This is a genomic window from Anabaena sp. WFMT (assembly GCF_051781005.1).
GTDB lineage: Bacteria > Cyanobacteriota > Cyanobacteriia > Cyanobacteriales > Nostocaceae > Anabaena.
In genome coordinates, this window is the sequence record NZ_JBPWOA010000020.1 from 161,797 (window position 1) to 180,167 (window position 18,371).

21 protein-coding genes are annotated in these 18,371 nt (G+C 38.4%); 8 read left to right on the plus strand and 13 right to left on the minus strand.

The genetic code is table 11. The features are described 5' to 3' along the window. Window positions 1-160: 160 nt before the first annotated feature. Both ACSQ6I_RS13465 and ACSQ6I_RS13470 read left to right on the plus strand, forming a co-directional pair. Complete coding sequence (locus ACSQ6I_RS13465) at window positions 161-538, plus strand: DUF1823 family protein (protein WP_438890814.1); 378 nt, start codon at window positions 161-163, stop codon at window positions 536-538. A gap of 726 nt (window positions 539-1,264) precedes the next feature. Further along, the gene (locus tag ACSQ6I_RS13470) at window positions 1,265-2,308 is read left to right on the plus strand and encodes a 3-deoxy-7-phosphoheptulonate synthase (RefSeq protein WP_438890815.1); all 1,044 of its coding nucleotides are present in this window, start codon (window positions 1,265-1,267) and stop codon (window positions 2,306-2,308) included. Between the two features lie 55 nt (window positions 2,309-2,363). On the opposite strand, the gene ACSQ6I_RS13475 is transcribed toward ACSQ6I_RS13470, so the two are convergent. Beyond that, window positions 2,364-4,274, minus strand: coding sequence for an acetate--CoA ligase family protein (locus tag ACSQ6I_RS13475; RefSeq protein ID WP_438890816.1), 1,911 nt, complete (start codon window positions 4,272-4,274; stop codon window positions 2,364-2,366). Between the two features lie 282 nt (window positions 4,275-4,556). Between ACSQ6I_RS13475 and ACSQ6I_RS13480 the strand changes: the two genes are divergently transcribed. Next, window positions 4,557-4,760 carry a hypothetical protein gene (locus ACSQ6I_RS13480; protein WP_438890817.1) on the plus strand — a complete coding sequence of 68 codons (204 nt, stop codon included), beginning with the start codon at window positions 4,557-4,559 and terminating at the stop codon, window positions 4,758-4,760. A gap of 70 nt (window positions 4,761-4,830) precedes the next feature. Here the strand turns inward: ACSQ6I_RS13480 and hetI are convergent, their stop codons facing one another. Continuing rightward, window positions 4,831-5,550, minus strand: a complete 720-nt coding sequence (gene hetI / locus ACSQ6I_RS13485) for a 4'-phosphopantetheinyl transferase HetI (protein ID WP_438890818.1) — start codon at window positions 5,548-5,550, stop codon at window positions 4,831-4,833. Window positions 5,551-5,585: 35 nt separating this feature from the next. Further along, window positions 5,586-6,671: a YheT family hydrolase gene (locus ACSQ6I_RS13490; protein ID WP_438890819.1), complete on the minus strand. Its 1,086-nt coding sequence runs from the start codon at window positions 6,669-6,671 to the stop codon at window positions 5,586-5,588. A 154-nt stretch (window positions 6,672-6,825) separates the two neighbouring features. On the opposite strand from ACSQ6I_RS13490, the gene ACSQ6I_RS13495 reads away from it, so the two are divergent. Beyond that, window positions 6,826-7,569, plus strand: coding sequence for a response regulator transcription factor (locus ACSQ6I_RS13495; RefSeq protein ID WP_015216313.1), 744 nt, complete (start codon window positions 6,826-6,828; stop codon window positions 7,567-7,569). Window positions 7,570-7,742: 173 nt separating this feature from the next. Here ACSQ6I_RS13495 and ACSQ6I_RS13500 read toward each other — a convergent pair whose 3' ends face one another. Both ACSQ6I_RS13500 and ACSQ6I_RS13505 read right to left on the minus strand, forming a co-directional pair. Beyond that, on the minus strand, window positions 7,743-8,045 hold the full coding sequence (locus ACSQ6I_RS13500) for a type II toxin-antitoxin system RelE/ParE family toxin (RefSeq protein WP_438890820.1): 303 nt from the start codon (window positions 8,043-8,045) through the stop codon (window positions 7,743-7,745). Further along, entirely contained in the window at window positions 8,042-8,308 is a 267-nt protein-coding gene (locus ACSQ6I_RS13505; protein ID WP_438890821.1) for a ribbon-helix-helix domain-containing protein, read from the minus strand. Before ACSQ6I_RS13505 ends, ACSQ6I_RS13500 begins: the two co-directional genes overlap by 4 nt. A gap of 320 nt (window positions 8,309-8,628) precedes the next feature. On the opposite strand from ACSQ6I_RS13505, the gene ACSQ6I_RS13510 reads away from it, so the two are divergent. The 3 genes from ACSQ6I_RS13510 to ACSQ6I_RS13520 are packed head-to-tail and all read left to right on the plus strand — an operon-like array spanning window position 8,629 to window position 9,552. Continuing rightward, the gene (locus tag ACSQ6I_RS13510; RefSeq protein WP_438890822.1) at window positions 8,629-8,814 is read left to right on the plus strand and encodes a DUF433 domain-containing protein; all 186 of its coding nucleotides are present in this window, start codon (window positions 8,629-8,631) and stop codon (window positions 8,812-8,814) included. A 7-nt stretch (window positions 8,815-8,821) separates the two neighbouring features. After that, window positions 8,822-9,241, plus strand: a complete 420-nt coding sequence (locus ACSQ6I_RS13515) for a XisH family protein (protein ID WP_438890823.1) — start codon at window positions 8,822-8,824, stop codon at window positions 9,239-9,241. Beyond that, the gene (locus ACSQ6I_RS13520) at window positions 9,226-9,552 is read left to right on the plus strand and encodes an element excision factor XisI family protein (RefSeq protein WP_438890824.1); all 327 of its coding nucleotides are present in this window, start codon (window positions 9,226-9,228) and stop codon (window positions 9,550-9,552) included. Before ACSQ6I_RS13515 ends, ACSQ6I_RS13520 begins: the two co-directional genes overlap by 16 nt. A gap of 81 nt (window positions 9,553-9,633) precedes the next feature. Here the strand turns inward: ACSQ6I_RS13520 and ACSQ6I_RS13525 are convergent, their stop codons facing one another. From ACSQ6I_RS13525 to ACSQ6I_RS13540, 4 genes are all read right to left on the minus strand, one after another. Beyond that, the gene (locus ACSQ6I_RS13525; RefSeq protein WP_438890825.1) at window positions 9,634-10,740 is read right to left on the minus strand and encodes a hypothetical protein; all 1,107 of its coding nucleotides are present in this window, start codon (window positions 10,738-10,740) and stop codon (window positions 9,634-9,636) included. A 28-nt stretch (window positions 10,741-10,768) separates the two neighbouring features. Next, complete coding sequence (locus tag ACSQ6I_RS13530; protein WP_438890826.1) at window positions 10,769-11,107, minus strand: XisI protein; 339 nt, start codon at window positions 11,105-11,107, stop codon at window positions 10,769-10,771. Between the two features lie 69 nt (window positions 11,108-11,176). Beyond that, window positions 11,177-11,512: a type II toxin-antitoxin system VapC family toxin gene (locus ACSQ6I_RS13535; RefSeq protein ID WP_438890827.1), complete on the minus strand. Its 336-nt coding sequence runs from the start codon at window positions 11,510-11,512 to the stop codon at window positions 11,177-11,179. A 16-nt stretch (window positions 11,513-11,528) separates the two neighbouring features. Next, complete coding sequence (locus ACSQ6I_RS13540; RefSeq protein WP_438890828.1) at window positions 11,529-11,798, minus strand: hypothetical protein; 270 nt, start codon at window positions 11,796-11,798, stop codon at window positions 11,529-11,531. Between the two features lie 117 nt (window positions 11,799-11,915). Between ACSQ6I_RS13540 and bioU the strand changes: the two genes are divergently transcribed. Next, window positions 11,916-12,911 carry a (S)-8-amino-7-oxononanoate synthase BioU gene (gene bioU, locus ACSQ6I_RS13545; protein ID WP_438890829.1) on the plus strand — a complete coding sequence of 332 codons (996 nt, stop codon included), beginning with the start codon at window positions 11,916-11,918 and terminating at the stop codon, window positions 12,909-12,911. Window positions 12,912-12,958: 47 nt separating this feature from the next. On the opposite strand, the gene ACSQ6I_RS13550 is transcribed toward bioU, so the two are convergent. From ACSQ6I_RS13550 to ACSQ6I_RS13565, 4 genes are all read right to left on the minus strand, one after another. Continuing rightward, entirely contained in the window at window positions 12,959-13,513 is a 555-nt protein-coding gene (locus tag ACSQ6I_RS13550; RefSeq protein ID WP_438890830.1) for a hypothetical protein, read from the minus strand. Between the two features lie 72 nt (window positions 13,514-13,585). Beyond that, on the minus strand, window positions 13,586-14,809 hold the full coding sequence (locus tag ACSQ6I_RS13555) for a type II secretion system F family protein (RefSeq protein WP_438890861.1): 1,224 nt from the start codon (window positions 14,807-14,809) through the stop codon (window positions 13,586-13,588). A 115-nt stretch (window positions 14,810-14,924) separates the two neighbouring features. Beyond that, a complete protein-coding gene (locus ACSQ6I_RS13560; protein WP_438890831.1) occupies window positions 14,925-16,052 on the minus strand; it encodes a type IV pilus twitching motility protein PilT in 1,128 nt (375 codons plus the stop codon). A 107-nt stretch (window positions 16,053-16,159) separates the two neighbouring features. After that, window positions 16,160-18,172 carry a GspE/PulE family protein gene (locus tag ACSQ6I_RS13565; RefSeq protein WP_438890832.1) on the minus strand — a complete coding sequence of 671 codons (2,013 nt, stop codon included), beginning with the start codon at window positions 18,170-18,172 and terminating at the stop codon, window positions 16,160-16,162. Window positions 18,173-18,371: the final 199 nt, after the last annotated feature.

Consider the following 18,371-nt stretch of genomic DNA (forward strand, 5'->3'; position numbering starts at 1 on the left):
TATTATAGCGGTATGCATTTGAATGAAATACATCATAGCCCCCTCCCCGCAAGCAATGAGGGGGGTTGGGGTTCTTGTATATCACTCAACCGAGAACCGCTATATGACAACTGGATAGTATTTATTCTGCACATGACAACAGACCAATTTTTACTTGCTTATGTCTAACCTACCACCACTTAACACAGAAACAATTTGGGCAATCATCAACGATACAATTGATGATGCTACAGTTAATCAATTAGTCTGGTATTACTTAGGTTATCATTACAACTCCACAAACAAACAATGGGATACTAGCGAAGCAGCCGCAGAATGGCTGGATGACTATCCACAACCTATAAATTTTCTTGATTCTCGTCCTGCAACTATGAAATTGACTCGTTCTATCCCCCAAGAGAACAAACAACTACTCAAAGAAAAGCTAGGTTTTAAAGGTTACAAAATCGGCGAATTTGGACCTCGACAAACTCGCAGAGCAACAGCAGCAAATTGGTTATTAAGTCATATGGTACTCACCACTGGGAAAATAGAGTAAGAGATTTCCAACTAAAAAAATATCCCGTCGTTGTGACGGCAGGGGGCAGGGAGCAGGGGGAAGAAAAGTCGCTTTGATTTGGTGAAATTGGATCATCTTTTTTGTGGAGTTCTCTAAGTAGATTGGCGTTAAAAATTGTCGTTGGGATCAGCCCTATGGCTAATGCCATGCTACGCTCTCGACTTTGCTCAGGGTGCATTAAGATGAAATCCTTAACGCACCATTATTAAGACTTTGGTACGTTATGGTAAATATAAACCTAAACAATATTCTTCATCAAAAATTGATTGGAATTTGCTAGGTAATGACCTAAATCGCAGCTTATTTGATTACTATAAAGGCTTGATTAATCTGCGTTAAACTAATCATGCACTCTAGACAGAAAACATTGATTTTATCCACGAAAATCCAGAAACAAAAGTTCTAGCTTAAAGGATGTTTTAAAAAGGTTTTTCTATATCATATTGTATCCCTGACGGGAGCGTTAGCCATACGCAGCGCAGCGGAGTGAAATATCTCTGTATGCAGATGAAAACTATAAGATTTAATATCAATAAGTATTTTGTACATTAAAGGTCGGCTGGATAATTAAATAAAAAATAACTAAAAAATTAAATTAATAATATTATTTAACTTCCATCAAAGAAACTTGTATTTTTTCTTGAAAATGTGTATAGTGATCGTTTACACATTAAATAGCCTTAGAGCAATCAAGCGATTGTCGTCATGATCAACAAATTAATTAACACTAACATTAAGAGTTCCCACGTCTTATTAACTCCCAATGAAGTTAAAGCCAAATTACCTTTAACTAAATCTGTAGAACAGAGAATTTTGCAGTTCAGACAAGAAATAGAAAATATTCTTGATTTTCAAAATAACAGAAAATTTATTGTAGTTGGTCCTTGTTCAATTCATGATCCTAAAGCAGCTATAGAGTATGCAGAGAAATTAAAAATTTTAGCAGCGAAAGTTGAAGATAAACTGCTGCTAATTATGCGGGTATATTTTGAAAAACCCAGAACAACTGTAGGTTGGAAAGGATTAATTAATGATCCAGATATGGATGATTCTTTTCATGTAGAACGCGGGATTTTAATTGCTCGTAATCTGTTATTGAAATTAACAGAACTAGGATTACCAACTGCCACAGAAGCACTTGATCCCATCATTCCTCAATATATTAGCGAATTGGTGGCTTGGTCAGCAATTGGAGCCAGAACAACTGAATCACAAACTCACAGAGAAATGGCTAGTGGACTTTCCATGCCAGTCGGTTTTAAAAATGGCACAGATGGTAATATTAATGTAGCTTTGAATGCTCTAAAATCAGCGAAAGAACCACATAATTTTTTAGGCATTAATCAAAAGGGACAGGTGAGCGTATTTCAAACTAGAGGTAATGCTTATGGTCATGTAATTTTGCGTGGAGGAAGTCAACCTAACTTTGATATAGATAATGTCAAATTAGTTGAAGAACAATTAAAAGCAGCAAATTTACCACCGAGAATAGTGATTGATTGTAGTCATGGTAATACTAATAAAGACTATAGAAAACAACCTTTTGTCTTAGAAAATGTGATTCAGCAAATAGTTGATGGTAATACTTCAATTGTAGGAATGATGCTGGAATCAAATTTATATGAAGGTAGTCAACCAATTACTGGAAAACGAGAAGAATTGCAATATGGTGTTTCAGTAACGGATAAATGTATTGGGTGGGAAGAAACGGAAAAAATTATTTTGGCTGCTTACACTCAACTCAAGTAAATCAAATTTAGCAGAGACGCAGTTTATTTTTTCTGCGTTTCTCTGCCTTGGCAAATTAGAAAATTGAGCGAATTTTCTGCAAATAAAAATTAAAAAAATCTTCTTCTTTGTCTAAAGTGAAATCTTCAATTAACCCCTTATGGCGAATAGAAACATTATTTTCTTTTTTAATCAATGCCATTGCACCATCTATTGCATCTCTGAGTAAGATCATTTCCGTTTCACTGGGATTATCCAAAACAACAATATTACTACCTTGATAAAGCATTCCTTCGGCTTCGAGAATATCTTCTGGATATTCAGCAATTAGTAAGTCTAGTTGAGGATGACGCAACAAAGTTTGCACGTTGTAGTTGTAATCTTGATGTAAAATTTTTTCTGACCGATTGATAAATATTCCCTCATTACATACAGCACCAATTATCAAGTTGGGATATTTTAATAAAACATGATCAATTGTTGCGTGTAATTCGGCGAGACTAATTTTATTAAAAGTGATAATTGGGATTTTGGCATCTTGAGCAGATTTAAAAAAGGTTGATAAAATATGAAAAGGAATATCAATGATTTCACCTTTAACTGGGTTAAAGTGCATTAAAATACCAGGTGCGGCATTAATTTTTAAAATAGTAAAATTACCAGATTTCCAAGATTTAGAGATATTTTTAGCAATGATATCAATACCCAGACAAGTGAGGCGAAAGTTTTGGGCGATGTCTTGGGCTAAGATAATATTGTCCGGGTGAATTGTGTTTGTGGCATTGATGCTAATACCCCCAGATGATATATTTGCACTTTTGCTAAGATAAATAGTGCGATCGCTCTTCACTATACTATCCAAGCCTAACCTCTGTTCATTTAGATACAATTCCATCCCTTCATTAATCAAAATCTTACTCATGGGTGAGGTGGGTGTATCTCTTCGTTTCGGGTTGCGATTTTCTCGCTTGATTAATTCTCTAATAGTTGAATACCCATCACCTACAACCGAAGCTGGCATAAGTTCTGTAGCAGCGACAAATTTACGATTCACACACAGTAACCGAAAATTCTTTCCCGAAATACTTTTTTCAACAATTATCCGCTGTGATTCCTCTTTTGGAATTGCTAATATCGCCTTATTATAGGCAGATTTTAACTCTTTAGCATTTTGTACATCAGGCGTTACACCAATTCCTTTATGACTTACCACCGGTTTAATTGCAACTGGGTAGCCAATTTCTCGCGCTACAGCTAAAGCTGCTTTTTCAGAAATAACAATATCACCACTGGGAACTGGGAAACCCAACCTTTGTAGAAATTCCTTACTGTCATCTTTGCGGGTGGTGAATTCTGAATCTAGATGACTATCAATATCAAAAGTTGTTCCTACTCCACGTACCTGTTTTTTCCCATAGCCATATTGCATTAATCCTTCTTCCCATAAATAGAATGCAGGAATACCCTGTTGATATGCAGCTTGCAATAAAGCATAAACGGTAGAACCACCATAAACAGATTCCCGGAAGCTATTTTGTAATTTTATTAACCGTTCTTCAAAGGGGAAATCTTCATTTTGAGAAATGCTTTCAAACCAATCCCAAACTAAGTAAACTACTCCTCTAATTGTCTGTTCATGCAGTGCTTGAATGCCAATTCTTACATAAGAAGGATATGCCTTAATACTCCAAAGATTAAGATGCAACCCCATATCTAATTTGCCCACTTCTGAGACAAAACGGGCAAATAAATCAGCATATAATTGATATGTTTGACCTGCTAAGTGAGGATATAAATGACTAATAATTGCAACATACTCTTTAATCGGTAGCGGATCTCGATATTCAGTCAAAGCAAAATCAAATACTAACGCCCCTGTATCTAAATAAGGGTTTGAACCAATATAATACTTGAAGTTGAAAATATCAAAGACATCAGTTGTTCTGGCATTGATGCGGATTCTATCAGTGCTTTGCTCTTGAACCATTAATTGTTAACCTTTGGCTAGAAACCTCAAAATCTTGATTCTGAGTCTGATTACTCAGAGTCTTTGAATTTCAATCGACTTACACTGGTTTAGACTATTTTTCTGATTCCAACCTACTTCTATTATGCAAAAAATCAGCTATCTCAGGGCATAATTTAAACTTGATTAAAGTTTTCTAAATCAGTATCTAGATAGGAATGATAAAAATATCACTTGGGAAAGATGTAATAAGTTGGCCAATTTGATATAAATAAAGTGAGCAATTAATGAGACAGCAAAGTTATGAATAATACACAAACTGCTCTAAAAAATGAAGTTAGAGAACTTGCAGAAGAAGCATTTCACCGGAAGCTGATTTCTGGATATGGAGAAGGTCCAGAGATTCACGAATACCAAATTGTTTATCAAGGAAAACCCAGACATATATCTCTAGAACAAGCTCGTCTGTTTTTGATAGATTTGCTTTATAGACATGAAATTTATTAATTTGTCATTGGTGATTGAAAAGAGTAATTATCAATTAGACTAAATTATCTGAACTGGATATTAAAGCAAATCATGATTGCCAAAATTGGAAATTTACATCATTATTAGCCACAACAACCGCAGCAGCAAAATTATCTGCTGGAACTAATTCCTTTAAGCCCCAATCTCCTGATACGAGCAATTGAGCCGATTCTGTAGGTGTTAAATCAATCTCAATTTGTTCCAACTGAACTAAACCATCGCCAGTTGCTTTTAAATAAGCTTCTTTGCAAGTCCAGTAACGAAAAAATACCTGTTGTTGTTGTTGAGGAGATAGTAATTTAATTACCTCATATTCTTTGGGTAAAAAGAAGCGTTTAGCAAGACTTTCTAAATCCGACATGGGGCGGACATATTCTAAATCAACCCCAATTAATCGCTGATAACTGACTCCACATAAACCTAAATCTTGAGAATGTGACAAGTTGAAAAATACCCCACTATCAGCAAATTTAGCGGCTAAAATAGGCTTTCCACGTTGTTGATAATCAAATTCTACTTGTGAGGGGTTTACACTTAAGTACCGTCCTAAAATAGCGCGAAGACTACCACGACCAATAATAAAACGCTGACGATGTTCAGGAAAATAAAACCGTTCAGCGCGAGCAATTTCTTCACTAGATAGAGTTTCTCGGAAAGATTGTATCTGTGATTCTGGTTGGTTGAGGTTTATCTTCCAGATATGCACATGATCTGGCGACAAAATTAAATTTTTAGGAGCAGGTAGCCAAATATGATTAAACGTAGTCATTCTTGATTGTATTTATTCTCTGCTTACTCACTATCTCAGCACTCAGCACTCAGCACTCCTAACTCATTACTATGTCTGTCCCCTATCCACTGTAAAATACGATTCCAAGCCCACCATTGGTCAGAGTCTTGAAATTGATGTTGGCACTTTTTACTACTTACATAACCTACGTGACCACCGTAGGAGGTAAGTAACAAATCTATGGCAGGGTTTTTAGCACTAGCAGCTTTTAGATCGGGAACAATGTCAGGATCAAATAATGGATCATCTGCTGCATAAAGAATTAAAGTTGGTTTTGATAATTTAGGTAACAGATGTAAACCACTGCTGGCTTCATAATATGCTTCTACAGAATCAAAACCCAAACGTGCGATTACCAGTTCTTGATCAAAACCCCAAATGCTGTTAGCGCGGTTAATCGCATCTGCGTCAAAGTAACCAGGATGAGTATTATGGAGTTTCCAAGCGAGGTTTTTTAATTCTCTAGCGATGCGTGGTTCTACGTACTTACCAAAGGGTGTAGTGATTAGATAAGTGAGCGATCGCAATGAATCCAAACTTGGACAAATTACCGCCCCCCCAGCAATATCACTCTCTGTAATTCCTAAATCCCCACTTCTAGTCAAATCTACAGCCGCTTTCAGCCCCCACAACGCCAATTGCCCCCCTAAGGAATATCCCGTAAACCAAAACCTTTTTGGACAGCCCATAGCCGCAGCAGCAGCCGCAATGTGGACAAAATCTTCTCCTTCATACAACCCATCAGAAGTCAACGTTGGAGATAATTCCGCTGTTTTCCCATGCGCCCGCCAATCAAATAACACCACAGCGTATCCTTGAGCGTAGGCTTTTCGTCCCAACAGGCGCAAAAACCATTGCTGATCCAACTCACCTGTAATGCCATACGTGCCAACAATTGTGCTATGAGCATTTTTAGGGATAGCGACCCAACCAAAAATTGGCACACCCTGCCCACCTGTGAAGATTACTTTCTGATAAAGTGGCTCTGGATGTAGAGTAGTACTTTGCCAATTACGTCCTCCCCATAAGGCGGTGTAAGCGGTCATAGCCACACCATTTCGCAAGAAATGAGGCGGATTGTAGGTAGAGTCACACATCATAGATAAAATTTCGTGTAAATTGATCTTGATTTCGTAGTCCTTTAATCTTAATATTTATGTTAGATTTCAAATCTTTTAATAATCAAAATAATAATCTTTGCATATAACAAAGGTTCTTATTTATCCTTAAATAAGTAGTCATAATTTTTTAAGAATGCCGAGGATTCTTGTCATAGACGATGACCCAGCGATCTCAGAACTCGTTGCTGTCAACTTAGAAATGGCTGGCTATGATGTTAGTCAAGCTGAAGACGGCATTAAAGGTCAGGCGCTGGCCCTCCAGCTGCAACCCGACTTGATCATGCTCGATCTCATGTTACCCAGAGTAGATGGATTTACCATTTGCCAACGCTTACGTCGGGATGAGCGCACGGCTGAAATTCCTGTCTTGATGTTGACGGCGTTAAGCCAAACTCAATATAAAGTTGAAGGTTTCAATGCTGGCGCAGATGACTACTTGACCAAGCCTTTTGAAGTAGAAGAAATGTTAGCGCGAGTGCGGGCTTTGTTGCGTCGGACTGACCGCATTCCCCAAGCAGCCAAGCACAGTGAGATCCTCAACTATGGGCCTCTTACCCTCGTTCCAGAAAGATTTGAGGCCATTTGGTTCAATGACACTGTGAAATTGACTCATTTGGAATTTGAGCTACTTCATTGCTTGCTTCAGCGCCACGGTCAGACAGTTTCCCCTAGCGAAATCCTCAGAGAAGTTTGGGGTTACGATCCTGATGATGACATTGAAACAATTCGGGTGCATATTCGCCACTTAAGGACTAAGCTCGAACCAGATCCTCGTCATCCTCGCTATATTAAGACGGTCTATGGTGCGGGATACTGTCTGGAGTTACCCAGTCTACCACCGTCTCATGAGGGAACTGCCGCTACAGTAGTTGAGTAACATTTAACGAAATCTACCTCATCATTGTAGGGGCGTGAAAATCGCGCCCCTGCTTTGTCATGATCAGCAAGCGATTAAATTCGCACTTTATTTACAGGATGATGCTGAATAATCGCTCTTTACTCTACATCAGAAATGTATTAGTAAAGCTTACCGAAACTATCTCTCTAAATTTACAATTCCGAATCATCAAAAACATAGGGAAGGTTACGACGACCACTCACTACGCGTAAAATTTCAATTCCATCATCCAACACTCTATAAAAAATTATATAACCTTCAAGGAGTAATCCTCGCAAATCAGCACGTATACCTGAGTAGCTTTTACCACTATTTGGAAAGGAAACTAATTGTTGACATTTGCGGTTAAATTCCCGAAAAAATTTTTCACCTGCTTCTAGGTTTTTTTGTGAGAAGTATTCAGCAATTTCGTTCAGGTCACGACTAGCGAGAATATTAATAACGTAACGATTCATTTTTGTACCTGTCGCTGTTGCTGAAAACGATCTAAAATTTGATTTACAAATGTTTCACCGTCAATAGGTGCTGTATGTTCTGAGATTGCAATAGCAGCATCAATTTTTCCGCGCACTTCTTTAACCCATTCTGTCTCAGCATTGTCATATTCATCTAGCAACCGGAGAGCAATTTCTAGAACTTCTTCTACAGATTGGTATTTCCCAGTTTGCAGCTTTGTTTGTATAAAGTGTTCTTGCTTAGGTGTGAGACTGATACTCATAATAAATTTTGGTTAAGTTGTCTGTAGACAACAACTATTGTAATATAGAAATCCGGTTTGATTCCTGAACTTACTCTTAGAGGCAGGGAACAAGGAACAGGAAAGAAGGAATAAAGCTATACTGATTTTTGTGCAAAAATCAAATAGGAGTCCTATATAATTCCAAAAACTTAATTATTCTCAAGGCGTTAGTGAAGCTGACCTGAAGGTATCGCTCTCTACGCTACATCAATAATGCGCTTTTCTTAGCTTACCGAAGCTATCGCACTTACTCTCAGTTATAGCTAAACTAAGAATATAACCTGAAGAAATAAAACACCATGTCTAACCATTCCTCAGTTATCAGTGTGTCTCCTGAAATCATGAGTGGTACTCCCGTTTTTACTGGGACAAGAGTTCCTATACAAACACTTTTAGATTATTTGACAGCAGATGATTTTTTGGATGGTTTTCCCACTGTCAGTAGAAACCAAGTAATTACATTCCTAGAAGAAGCAGGAAAATAACTTACCAATGTCTAGACGAGATGATTTACATTTTTCCCTGCGTCGTACTTTAGAAAAAGATGGTTGGACAATCACTGATGATCCATTAGTTTTGGTCTTAGAGAAGACATTACTAAAAGCTGATCTTGGTGCAGAGAAGTTTTTTACGGCTGAGAAAGAAAACCAGAAAATTGCAATTGAAGTAAAAGATTTTGATGCTCCTTCTGTGATTAGTGAATTAGAAAAAACGATGGGTCAACTTCAGCTTTATCAATGGGCTTTAGAAGAACAAGAAGCAGAACGGCAGCTTTTTTTAGCTGTGAGTGAGCCTGTTTATTTAAAACATTTCCAAAAACCTATTTTTCAGTTAGTTATAAAACGGAATAAAATCAATTTACTGGTTTATGAACCAACAGATGAGGTCATTATACAATGGATAACTCACTAAGATATTCTGAGATTTTGACGCAAGTATTACGGAGAGTTGCAACCGCACAACCCCGTTTACAGCCGATTTCAATTCATGCTGTATGTGATACTGAGTCAGGACAATTTCTAATTATTGCAACAGGTTGGGAAAAGAATGTTTGGATGAATACAATTTTGTTTCATGCTCGGTTGCTAAATGGCAAAGTTGTGATTGAAGATGATAATTTTGAGGAGGGTCTTACAGACGTATTAATTGCAGCCGGAATTGCAGCAGAGGATATTATGACAGGACTTTCTGTAGAACAGCAATATTTGAGTTTACATTCTTAAATAGCGATCACACTCACTCTACACCGGAAATGCGATCGCTCATAACTCTACATTAATAATGCGATCGCTCTCAACTATATTTTAATCATATGGTCTAAATGCTAACAGATCAGCGAGTGCCTGGAATTCTAACTGTTGAGGTGTTTGCACGGGAATAAGGTATTTTGAAATATCCTTAAAAATAGAATCATAGTCCTTTAAGTCAGTATCTGTATAAACCATGATAGTAATGCCAAATTCTCGAAAATAGGACTTCAGTTTTTGCATCTCTTTTTCAAAATTTTCTCTAGCTTCTTCATTAATTTCCTTTTGAGTTTTGTTCTTAGTTCCTGTTAATTCTCCATGAGTAGACCAAGGTGATAACTCAAAGCCTACCTTACTCATATTGACCGGATCAATAATTGTAAAATCGAGCCTATATTTATGTTTTTGACTAATTCCTCCATATCTAAATTCGGGAATTAGAAGAGGTACATTACCAGGTTTCTCAGCATTACGAACAAAATCACAATATCTTGTAGCAATCTCTAATTCATGAAAAGATCCAGAATTTCTCACCACTACATTCTTGAAAAATACGAGATAGTCATTAATTTCTTTGAAAGGTATTTTTTCTTCTAAAGATGGAATAACTAAGCCAGTTTCTAAAATATGGGATATTGTCCAATATCCTTGTTTAAAATGCCTGATTTCACTTTTATCATTTTCCCATTGACCATCTTTGAACCTTGGTGTTATTAGCAAACCATAAGAGGCATTATTTTGACCAATCCAAATTACAGAATCTTCGGGTTTTGGCTTATTTTTTGATAATGAATCATAATTTCTTAAAAAAGTCCTTTTCAGAAACAGACTTAGCCATGTTCTAACTTCCTGATGTTTCTGCAAATATTCAAAATTATCAAAGTAGCTATTAGGATATTGAGATTGACTAACAGATTGCTTAACTGATGCTAATTTTTTCTTAAATCCTTCATAATATAAAGCAGTAAATTTATCAGGCGTATCTATTACTGCATTCTGGATATCTATATACTCAGCATATTTCCCACCATATTTTCCATTTAATGATTGTATATTCTTGCTATTTGTAAGTTTCAATACTATTGGTTCTAAATCTCTAATTTGCTTTGTTAAAGCATTAATCTCCTCAGTTATTTTAGCTTTATCTGGATCTCTCTTTATCACACTATGTCTCCTTTTTTGTATATCAATTTTAAAAAACAGCAAATTCCGTATATTTCCGAATTTCAGGAGACTTAAACCCTAAAATAATATGTCCTTTTGGTATTCCAGCAGCAACTAAATCATTAGCAATTCCCTCTTCAGTGCCATCATGTTGAATCATAACTTTATGATCAATTAAATCAAGATGTAATAAAGTTCCATATATCCGATAACCATTTTTCCAACCTGTTTCTACTAATAAATAACGATCATTTTTTTCATCTAACACCAGTTCAACTTTAACTTGTTCATCATTGCCAAGAAAATCAGCATATTCTTCGAGAATCTTCTGAATAATTTGACGATATTGATTAGTTAAGGAGTCCATTTAAGTTTAAGATTGCAATAAACGAGTAAATTCTTCTTGCTCAAAATGTTTATCAGTAGTCAAAGCTTCCTAAATACCTTTCTTCCGCATCAACACAAAACTGATAGCATCACACAAAGAATATGTTTTATTTTGTCGAACTAACAATAAATCCATTGCTTCTCGATGCAAAATTTCATCAACCCAAATCATCTCTACATTCGGATTTTCCATTAATTCCAACGAATACATTAACACCGTTGAACGCGGAAAACGTCGAACTAATGCCAAAGCTATCAACTCAGCGAGAACATAGTTATGTGTGATAAAACGACCGTTATAATTAGAAATTAACCCAATTGCTGTTTTGTGTTGAGCTTCATCTTGATGGAGAAAACAGAGCAACCCTGATGTATCAAGTAACACGATTATAATTTATACCTTATAAGTCATTATCATAAGCCTTCGCCAGATCAGCATCAATCCGTTCATTATCTGTACCTGTAGCGTAACCCAGACTAATAACACCAGCATAGCCAAGCAAACGCTGACGTGCTTCCTCAGCATCGGATTTAGGAGTAACTGACAAGCTATACTGACGATTTAAGGAAGCAGCAACTAATTCTTCTACTGAAAGTCCCACAGCACTAGCTTGTTGCTGCAAAGCTGTATAAACGTCATCGTTCAGTTCCAGGGTTAATACTTTACTCACGATTTTTAAGCTACCTTAAATAACGTTCAAGTAATTATAGCTTTTTCCTACTTGAGAACCCAGAAAAATAAAGCATAATTAACCTTTATAACCATTAACCAACACAGAAAAATCCCTATGAACACACAACCTATCCGCGTCGGAGTTCTCGGTTTTGGCGGACTCGGACAAGCAGCCGCAAAACTCCTTTCCAGCAAACGGGAAATGATTCTCGTCGCAGCCGCAGACCAAAAAGGCTACGCTTACTCAACTGAAGGCTTAAACACCGATGCTTGCATTACCACCTACCAAAAACAGGGTACAGTCGGTTATTTAGAACCAGTCGGGACATTAAGCAATAACAGTATTCAGGATTTAATTCAAGCCACTGGTGACGCTGTAGATGGCTATTTCCTGGCTTTACCCAACCTCCCCAACGACTTTATCCCCTCCGTCGCTAAAGAATTTATCAAAGCTGGTTGGAAGGGTGTGCTAGTGGATGCTATTAAACGCACCAGTGCAGTAGAACAACTTCTAGCGATGAGAGATGAACTGCAAGCTGCGGGCATTACTTACATGACAGGCTGTGGTGCTACCCCTGGACTGTTAACCGCCGCTGCCGCTTTAGCTGCCCAAAGTTACGCCGAAATTCACAATGTAGTAATTACCTTTGGTGTGGGAATTGCTAACTGGGAAGCCTACCGCGCTACCGTTCGGGAAGATATTGGACATATGCCAGGTTATAGTGTAGAAACTGCTAGGGCCATGACTGACGCAGAGGTAGAAGCATTACTAGATAAAACCAACGGCGTATTAACCTTGGAAAATATGGAACACGCTGATGATGTGATGTTAGAAATTGCGGGAATTTGTTCACGGGATAGAGTTACAGTTGGTGGTGTAGTTGATACCCGCAACCCCAAAAAGCCCCTCAGTACCAACGTGAAAATTACCGGACGCACTTTTGAAGGGAAAATTTCTACCCATACCTTTACTTTAGGCGATGAAACTAGCATGGCGGCTAATGTGTGCGGTCCGGCTTTTGGTTATCTCAAAGCTGGTCAAGAATTACATCAAAGGGGCATTTCTGGCTTATTCACCGCTGCGGAAATTATGCCTAAGTTTGTAAAATAGGTAATTGGTAATTGGTAATTGAAAAAAATTTTTACCTGTTACCTAGTTTAAGGAGTTTCAGAAGAATAGGACTCTATAGCCTCTTCCTCAACTAAAACTGGTGGTGCTTGAATTACAAAAGGCAGTTCAGCACCCACCAAACCTCTTTGAATGCGTTCTGATGTCTCATTGAAAATCACAAACAGAGGATAAATAGTATTAGCACCATCACTTAAAATATGACTGTGACGGGGGTGCATTAACCATTCATAGTCCTTGTCTAACCAAACTTGAGATTGTCGCCAACGTCTCAATAAGTCGGAAAAATCCTCGTGAGGACGATGAATGAATAGTAAAATCTCAGCGCCGGTTTTGATTTTCCATTCTGGGTCACACATCAAAATGGCGATATCACAGGGTAAACATAAAGTCTGTGAGGTTTTAGTCTCGATATCACGGAGACGGACTATGGGTAAAGGGATAGTGATGACACTTTCAGAAGGACGACGCAGACTCGGAATCATCTCTAAATAGGGACGGTGTTGTTTCAGGAGTGCGATCGCAGCTACATGATTACTATACTCCGCTAGACTACCTTCATAAAAAGATTTTTGTACAGACATAATTTTTTAGTTATTTCAGTTATCAATTATTTCAGTTATCAGTTTGTTTCCTGTTCACTGATAACTGACTTCTTAGCCCAGGGTTTCAAATACCTTAAACATAGGCAGATACATTGCTAACAAAATTGTACCAACCATACCCCCAAGAACTACAATCATTAGAGGTTCCAACACGCTGGTTAGTGCTTTAACTGCTTGTTCTACTTCATCTTCATAAAAATCGGCAACTTTCATCAACATAGCATCTAATTCCCCAGTTTCTTCTCCGATACTCATCATCTGAATTGCCATAGCGGGAAAAACTGCATCTTTTTGCAAGGCAGTACTAATCATACCTCCTTGTTGAACATCTAAACGGGCTGCATCTATGGCATTAGCAACCACTTGATTTCCTGATGTATCCCGCACGATTTCCAAGCAAGTTAGAATTGGTACTCCTGAACGAGTTAGAGAACCAAAAGTCCGACTAAAACGAGCTACTGAAGATTTTTGAATCAAGTCACCAAACAAAGGTACTTTTAAAGAAAGACGGTCAATATTTTCTTTGCCAACACGGGTTTTGTAATACTGTTTATAAACAAACGATAATGCCATAAAAGCACCGATGATCGCTAAAGACCACCAACTTCGCAGTATTTTACTACAGGTCATCAAAAATTGTGTTAATGGAGGTAATTCTACTCCTATATCTTCAAAAATGTTGGCAAAAATAGGAATCAGAAAAACAGTCATACCCACAAAGATAGCAGTGGCTAAAAAACCTACCACTACAGGATAAGAAAGTGCTGATTTAATTTGGTTTTGTAATCGAGCTACATCTTCTAATAATTTGGCTAGGCGATTTAATACTTCATCAAGTACACCGCCTACTTCTCCTGCTTGAACCATACTGACATACAAACCATCAAAACAGTCAGGATGTTTACGCATGGAATCTGAAAGATTAACTCCAGTTTGAACATCGGCGCAAATCTCAATCAGAGCTTGTTTAAGTTTAGGATTACTACACTGTTCAGAAAGTACTCCTAATCCTCTGACAATTGCTACACCTGCATTTACCAAAGCAGCGAATTGACGGGAAAAAACGGCTTTGTCTTTAACAGAAACCTTCACCAAAGAATTCTGAAATTTTTTGAAATCAAGGATTGAAGCCAAGCTTTGAGATTCTTTTAATTCTTGGACAACAAAACCTTTATTTCTGAGGTCAGTTCGAGCATCTGTTAAGGAATCAGCAACAAATTTCTCTGTGCGAGATTTTCCTTCGGAGTCGCGAATACGGGCAAGATAAGTTGGCATAAATTTGGTGATTGGTGATTGGTGATTGGTAATTGGTAATTGGTAATTGGTAATTGGTGATTGGTACACTTTCTTCTGCTTTCTGCTCCCAGTCCCCAATCCCCAGTCACCAATGTTAACGAGTTCTAGCAGCTGTACCAGGTTTTGCACCTGCTGCTGGTGGTGGTGCTGTTGTACCAATGAGACGTTGAACTTCATCGGGTTTAGAAGTTTTAGACATAGCTGCTTCAAAGGAGATAGCTCCAGTTTTGTATAAATCAGCTAAGACTTTTTCTAGAGTTTGCATTCCCAATTTACCGCCAGTTTGGATAGCTGAATAAATTTGTGCAGTTTTACCTTCACGAATTAGGTTGGAAATAGCAGGAGTAATAATCATAATTTCCTGAGCCATGATTCGACCATATTCACCAGGCTTAGGATTTTTCTTGGGTACTAAAGTTTGGCTAAAGACTGCTACTAAAGAGTTGGACAACTGTACCCGCACTTGGGTTTGTCTTTCATGAGGGAAAACGTCAATCATCCGGTCAACGGTTTGTGCGGCTGAACTGGTGTGCAGTGTTCCAAATACCAAGTGTCCGGTTTCTGCTGCGGAAATGGCCAAAGAAATTGTTTCCAAATCACGCATTTCCCCTACCAGAATAATATCTGGATCTTCCCGCAAAGCAGCTTTTAAGGCATTAGCAAAGCTTTTAGTATCTTCACCTAGTTGGCGTTGGTGAACTAAGCTTTTAACTGGTTCGTAAACAAATTCTACAGGGTCTTCTACTGTTAATATATGTTCTGCTCTGGTGCGATTAATTAGGTCAATCATTGCAGCTAGAGTAGTAGTCTTACCGGAACCTGTAGGCCCGGTGACGAGAATTAATCCTCTAGGCTTTTCAGACATTTCCCGGACAATATCTGGTAGACCTAATTTTTCAAAGTTAGGAATTTTAGAACTTAATGCTCGTAAACAAGCTGCATAAGCACCACGTTCTTTGTAGACATTCACCCGGAAGCGAGCTAATCCTTTGACACCATAGGAACAATCCAATTCCCAGGTTTGTTCTAAGGTTTTTCGCTGGGTGTTGTTGAGCATACTAAAAATCAGTCTTTGGCATTCATCTGCGGTTAGTATGTGATCTCCAATGGGAGTCAGATGACCGCTGACGCGGAAGTAGGGAGGCAAACCTGCTGATAAGTGCAGATCCGAACCACCCATATCAATTAGCTGCTCCATCAAGTCTTCAATCATCATTTCCATAGTTTTGCTCCAATTTAAAATTCAAAATTCAAAATTCAAAGACTAAGTAAATTAATGCCAAGAAATCAAAGGTTTTGAGACTATATCTTTCCTCCTGACTCCTGTCACTAATCTTGAAAACGAGGTGTCATACAGTAAGGACAATCTAGCCATTCTTGTTGTAATGTGGCATCACAAGCTTTACAGGTTAGACCGCTCTTGCGTTTTGCTTTCAATTCAGCTTCCAAACCTGTATCAGTAAATGTCACTCGATCAACTTCTTCTAGTGTGGTGGCACCTTGACGGACTAAATCGAGGCTGTAAGCGAGTAAGGTTTTCATACCTTCTTCTACTGCTACTTCCTTAATGCGTTCTGTGGGTGCGTCTTCGTTGATGAGAGTTTGAAGAGTTTCGGTGATCCGCATGACTTCATAAACACCAACACGTCCCTTATAGCCAACGCCATTACATTTTTGGCAAAGCTGATTTTTGGTTTGAGCTTCTGCGATCGCTTCTGGAAGCAGTGAGTTAGCTTTATAGAAGGTGATGCCCACATCTGTAGAAGCTGATAACCCGTAACGAGCGAGTTCTTCGGTACTGGGAGTATAGGGAATCCGACACTCTGAACAGACGCGACGGACTAGACGTTGTGCTAAAACACCAATCAGGGAACTGGAAACCATGAATGGTTCAATTTCCATTTCTCCCAAACGAGCGATCGCACCAGGAGCATCATTTGTGTGTAAGGTAGTTAAAACCAAGTGACCTGTCAAAGCCGCCTCAATCGCTGTTTTCGCCGTTTCTTTATCCCGTGTTTCACCCACCAATAACACATCAGGATCTTGTCGTAAGAAGGCTCTTAAAGCTGTCGAAAAATCCAGTCCTTTTTCTCGTATTACCTGTACTTGCGTAATCCCCGGCAAACTGTACTCAATCGGGTCTTCTACAGTACTGATATTAATCCCCGGATCATTCTTTTCTGCCAATGCTGAATACAACGAAGTCGTTTTACCAGAACCAGTCGGTCCCGTCACCAAAATCAACCCGAAAGGCCTACTGACCATATCCTGGACAATATGCAAAGTCTCTGGATCGGTAATTAACTTATCCAATCCCAGTTGAGTCGATGAGTTATCCAAAATCCGTAGCACCACCTTTTCCCCATAGCGACTGGGTAAGGTATTGACGCGGAAGTCTACTTTCCTCCCTTCAAACAATCTGCGAATGCGTCCATCTTGGGGTAAGCGTCTCTCAGCGATATCTAAATTAGCAATGATTTTAAATCGGGCTGTCACCGCCAAAATAATTTTTTTGGGCATAGCGGGAAAAGCTTCACGCAACACCCCATCTTTACGGAACCGAATTCTTAAGTTTTCCTCTTGTGGTTCGATGTGAATATCCGAAACCCCTTCATGCAAAGCTTTAAACAGAATTCTGTTGACAAGTTTGATAATAGGTGCATCTTCGGCATCCTTAATTGATGCGTTTATGTCCGCATCCTTATCCTCAGCGACTTCTTCATCATTCAGATTTTCGATATCTACTAAATCTTGACCAACATCTGTAAACTTTTCTTGTTCGAGTTGCTTTTGTTTAACAGCAAACTCATCTAAGTATTGGTTAATCAGTTGTTGGTAATCTTCCTGAGTAATTACCATCCTCTGTAAGGACAAATTTTGGTTACGCAAAATCCGGTTGAGGTCATCAGATGCCTCTAGATTATCCGGATCAACCATTGCCACCAACACATAAGGTGGGGTTTTTTCATCGTGTCTCGACAGAGGCACTAGACGATGACGACGACAGATATCCACTGGAATCAGGGTTTCAATCAATTGACTCACCATCAGTTCGCCAATTTGATTAACTTCAGGATCTAGGAATTCAACGCCATATAGTATTTTTAGTTCAAATAAATGTTGTTTTTTGTATTCCCTGAGAAATTCAGGTGATAGTTGTTGCCCAGTGATTGACTCCAGTACATCTGTCAACATTTTGCCAGACTTGCGGCTTTCAATCAGCGCCTGCTTCATCTGCTCACTGTTGATATAGCCAGATTGTACTAGTTTGTTGCCGAAGGGCGAAAACTCTGTTCTTGTCGTTAGAGCGGTGCTACGCCGTTGTGGTGACGAGTAAGTCATAAGCAATCTCGCAGGGAAACCTCTTATTTAAGTATTCCCACACTGTAGTCAATTATTCTCATAGCGGCTGTATTAATTTCAGTTTAAAATTTTTCTTCTTAAAAATTTTTTTTCCAGCACGTTTCTAGGTACTGGTGCGCCTTTTTCTTCGTGGCTAGAACCAAAACTGCGTATCAAGCTCAATCTCTCTTGTAGGATG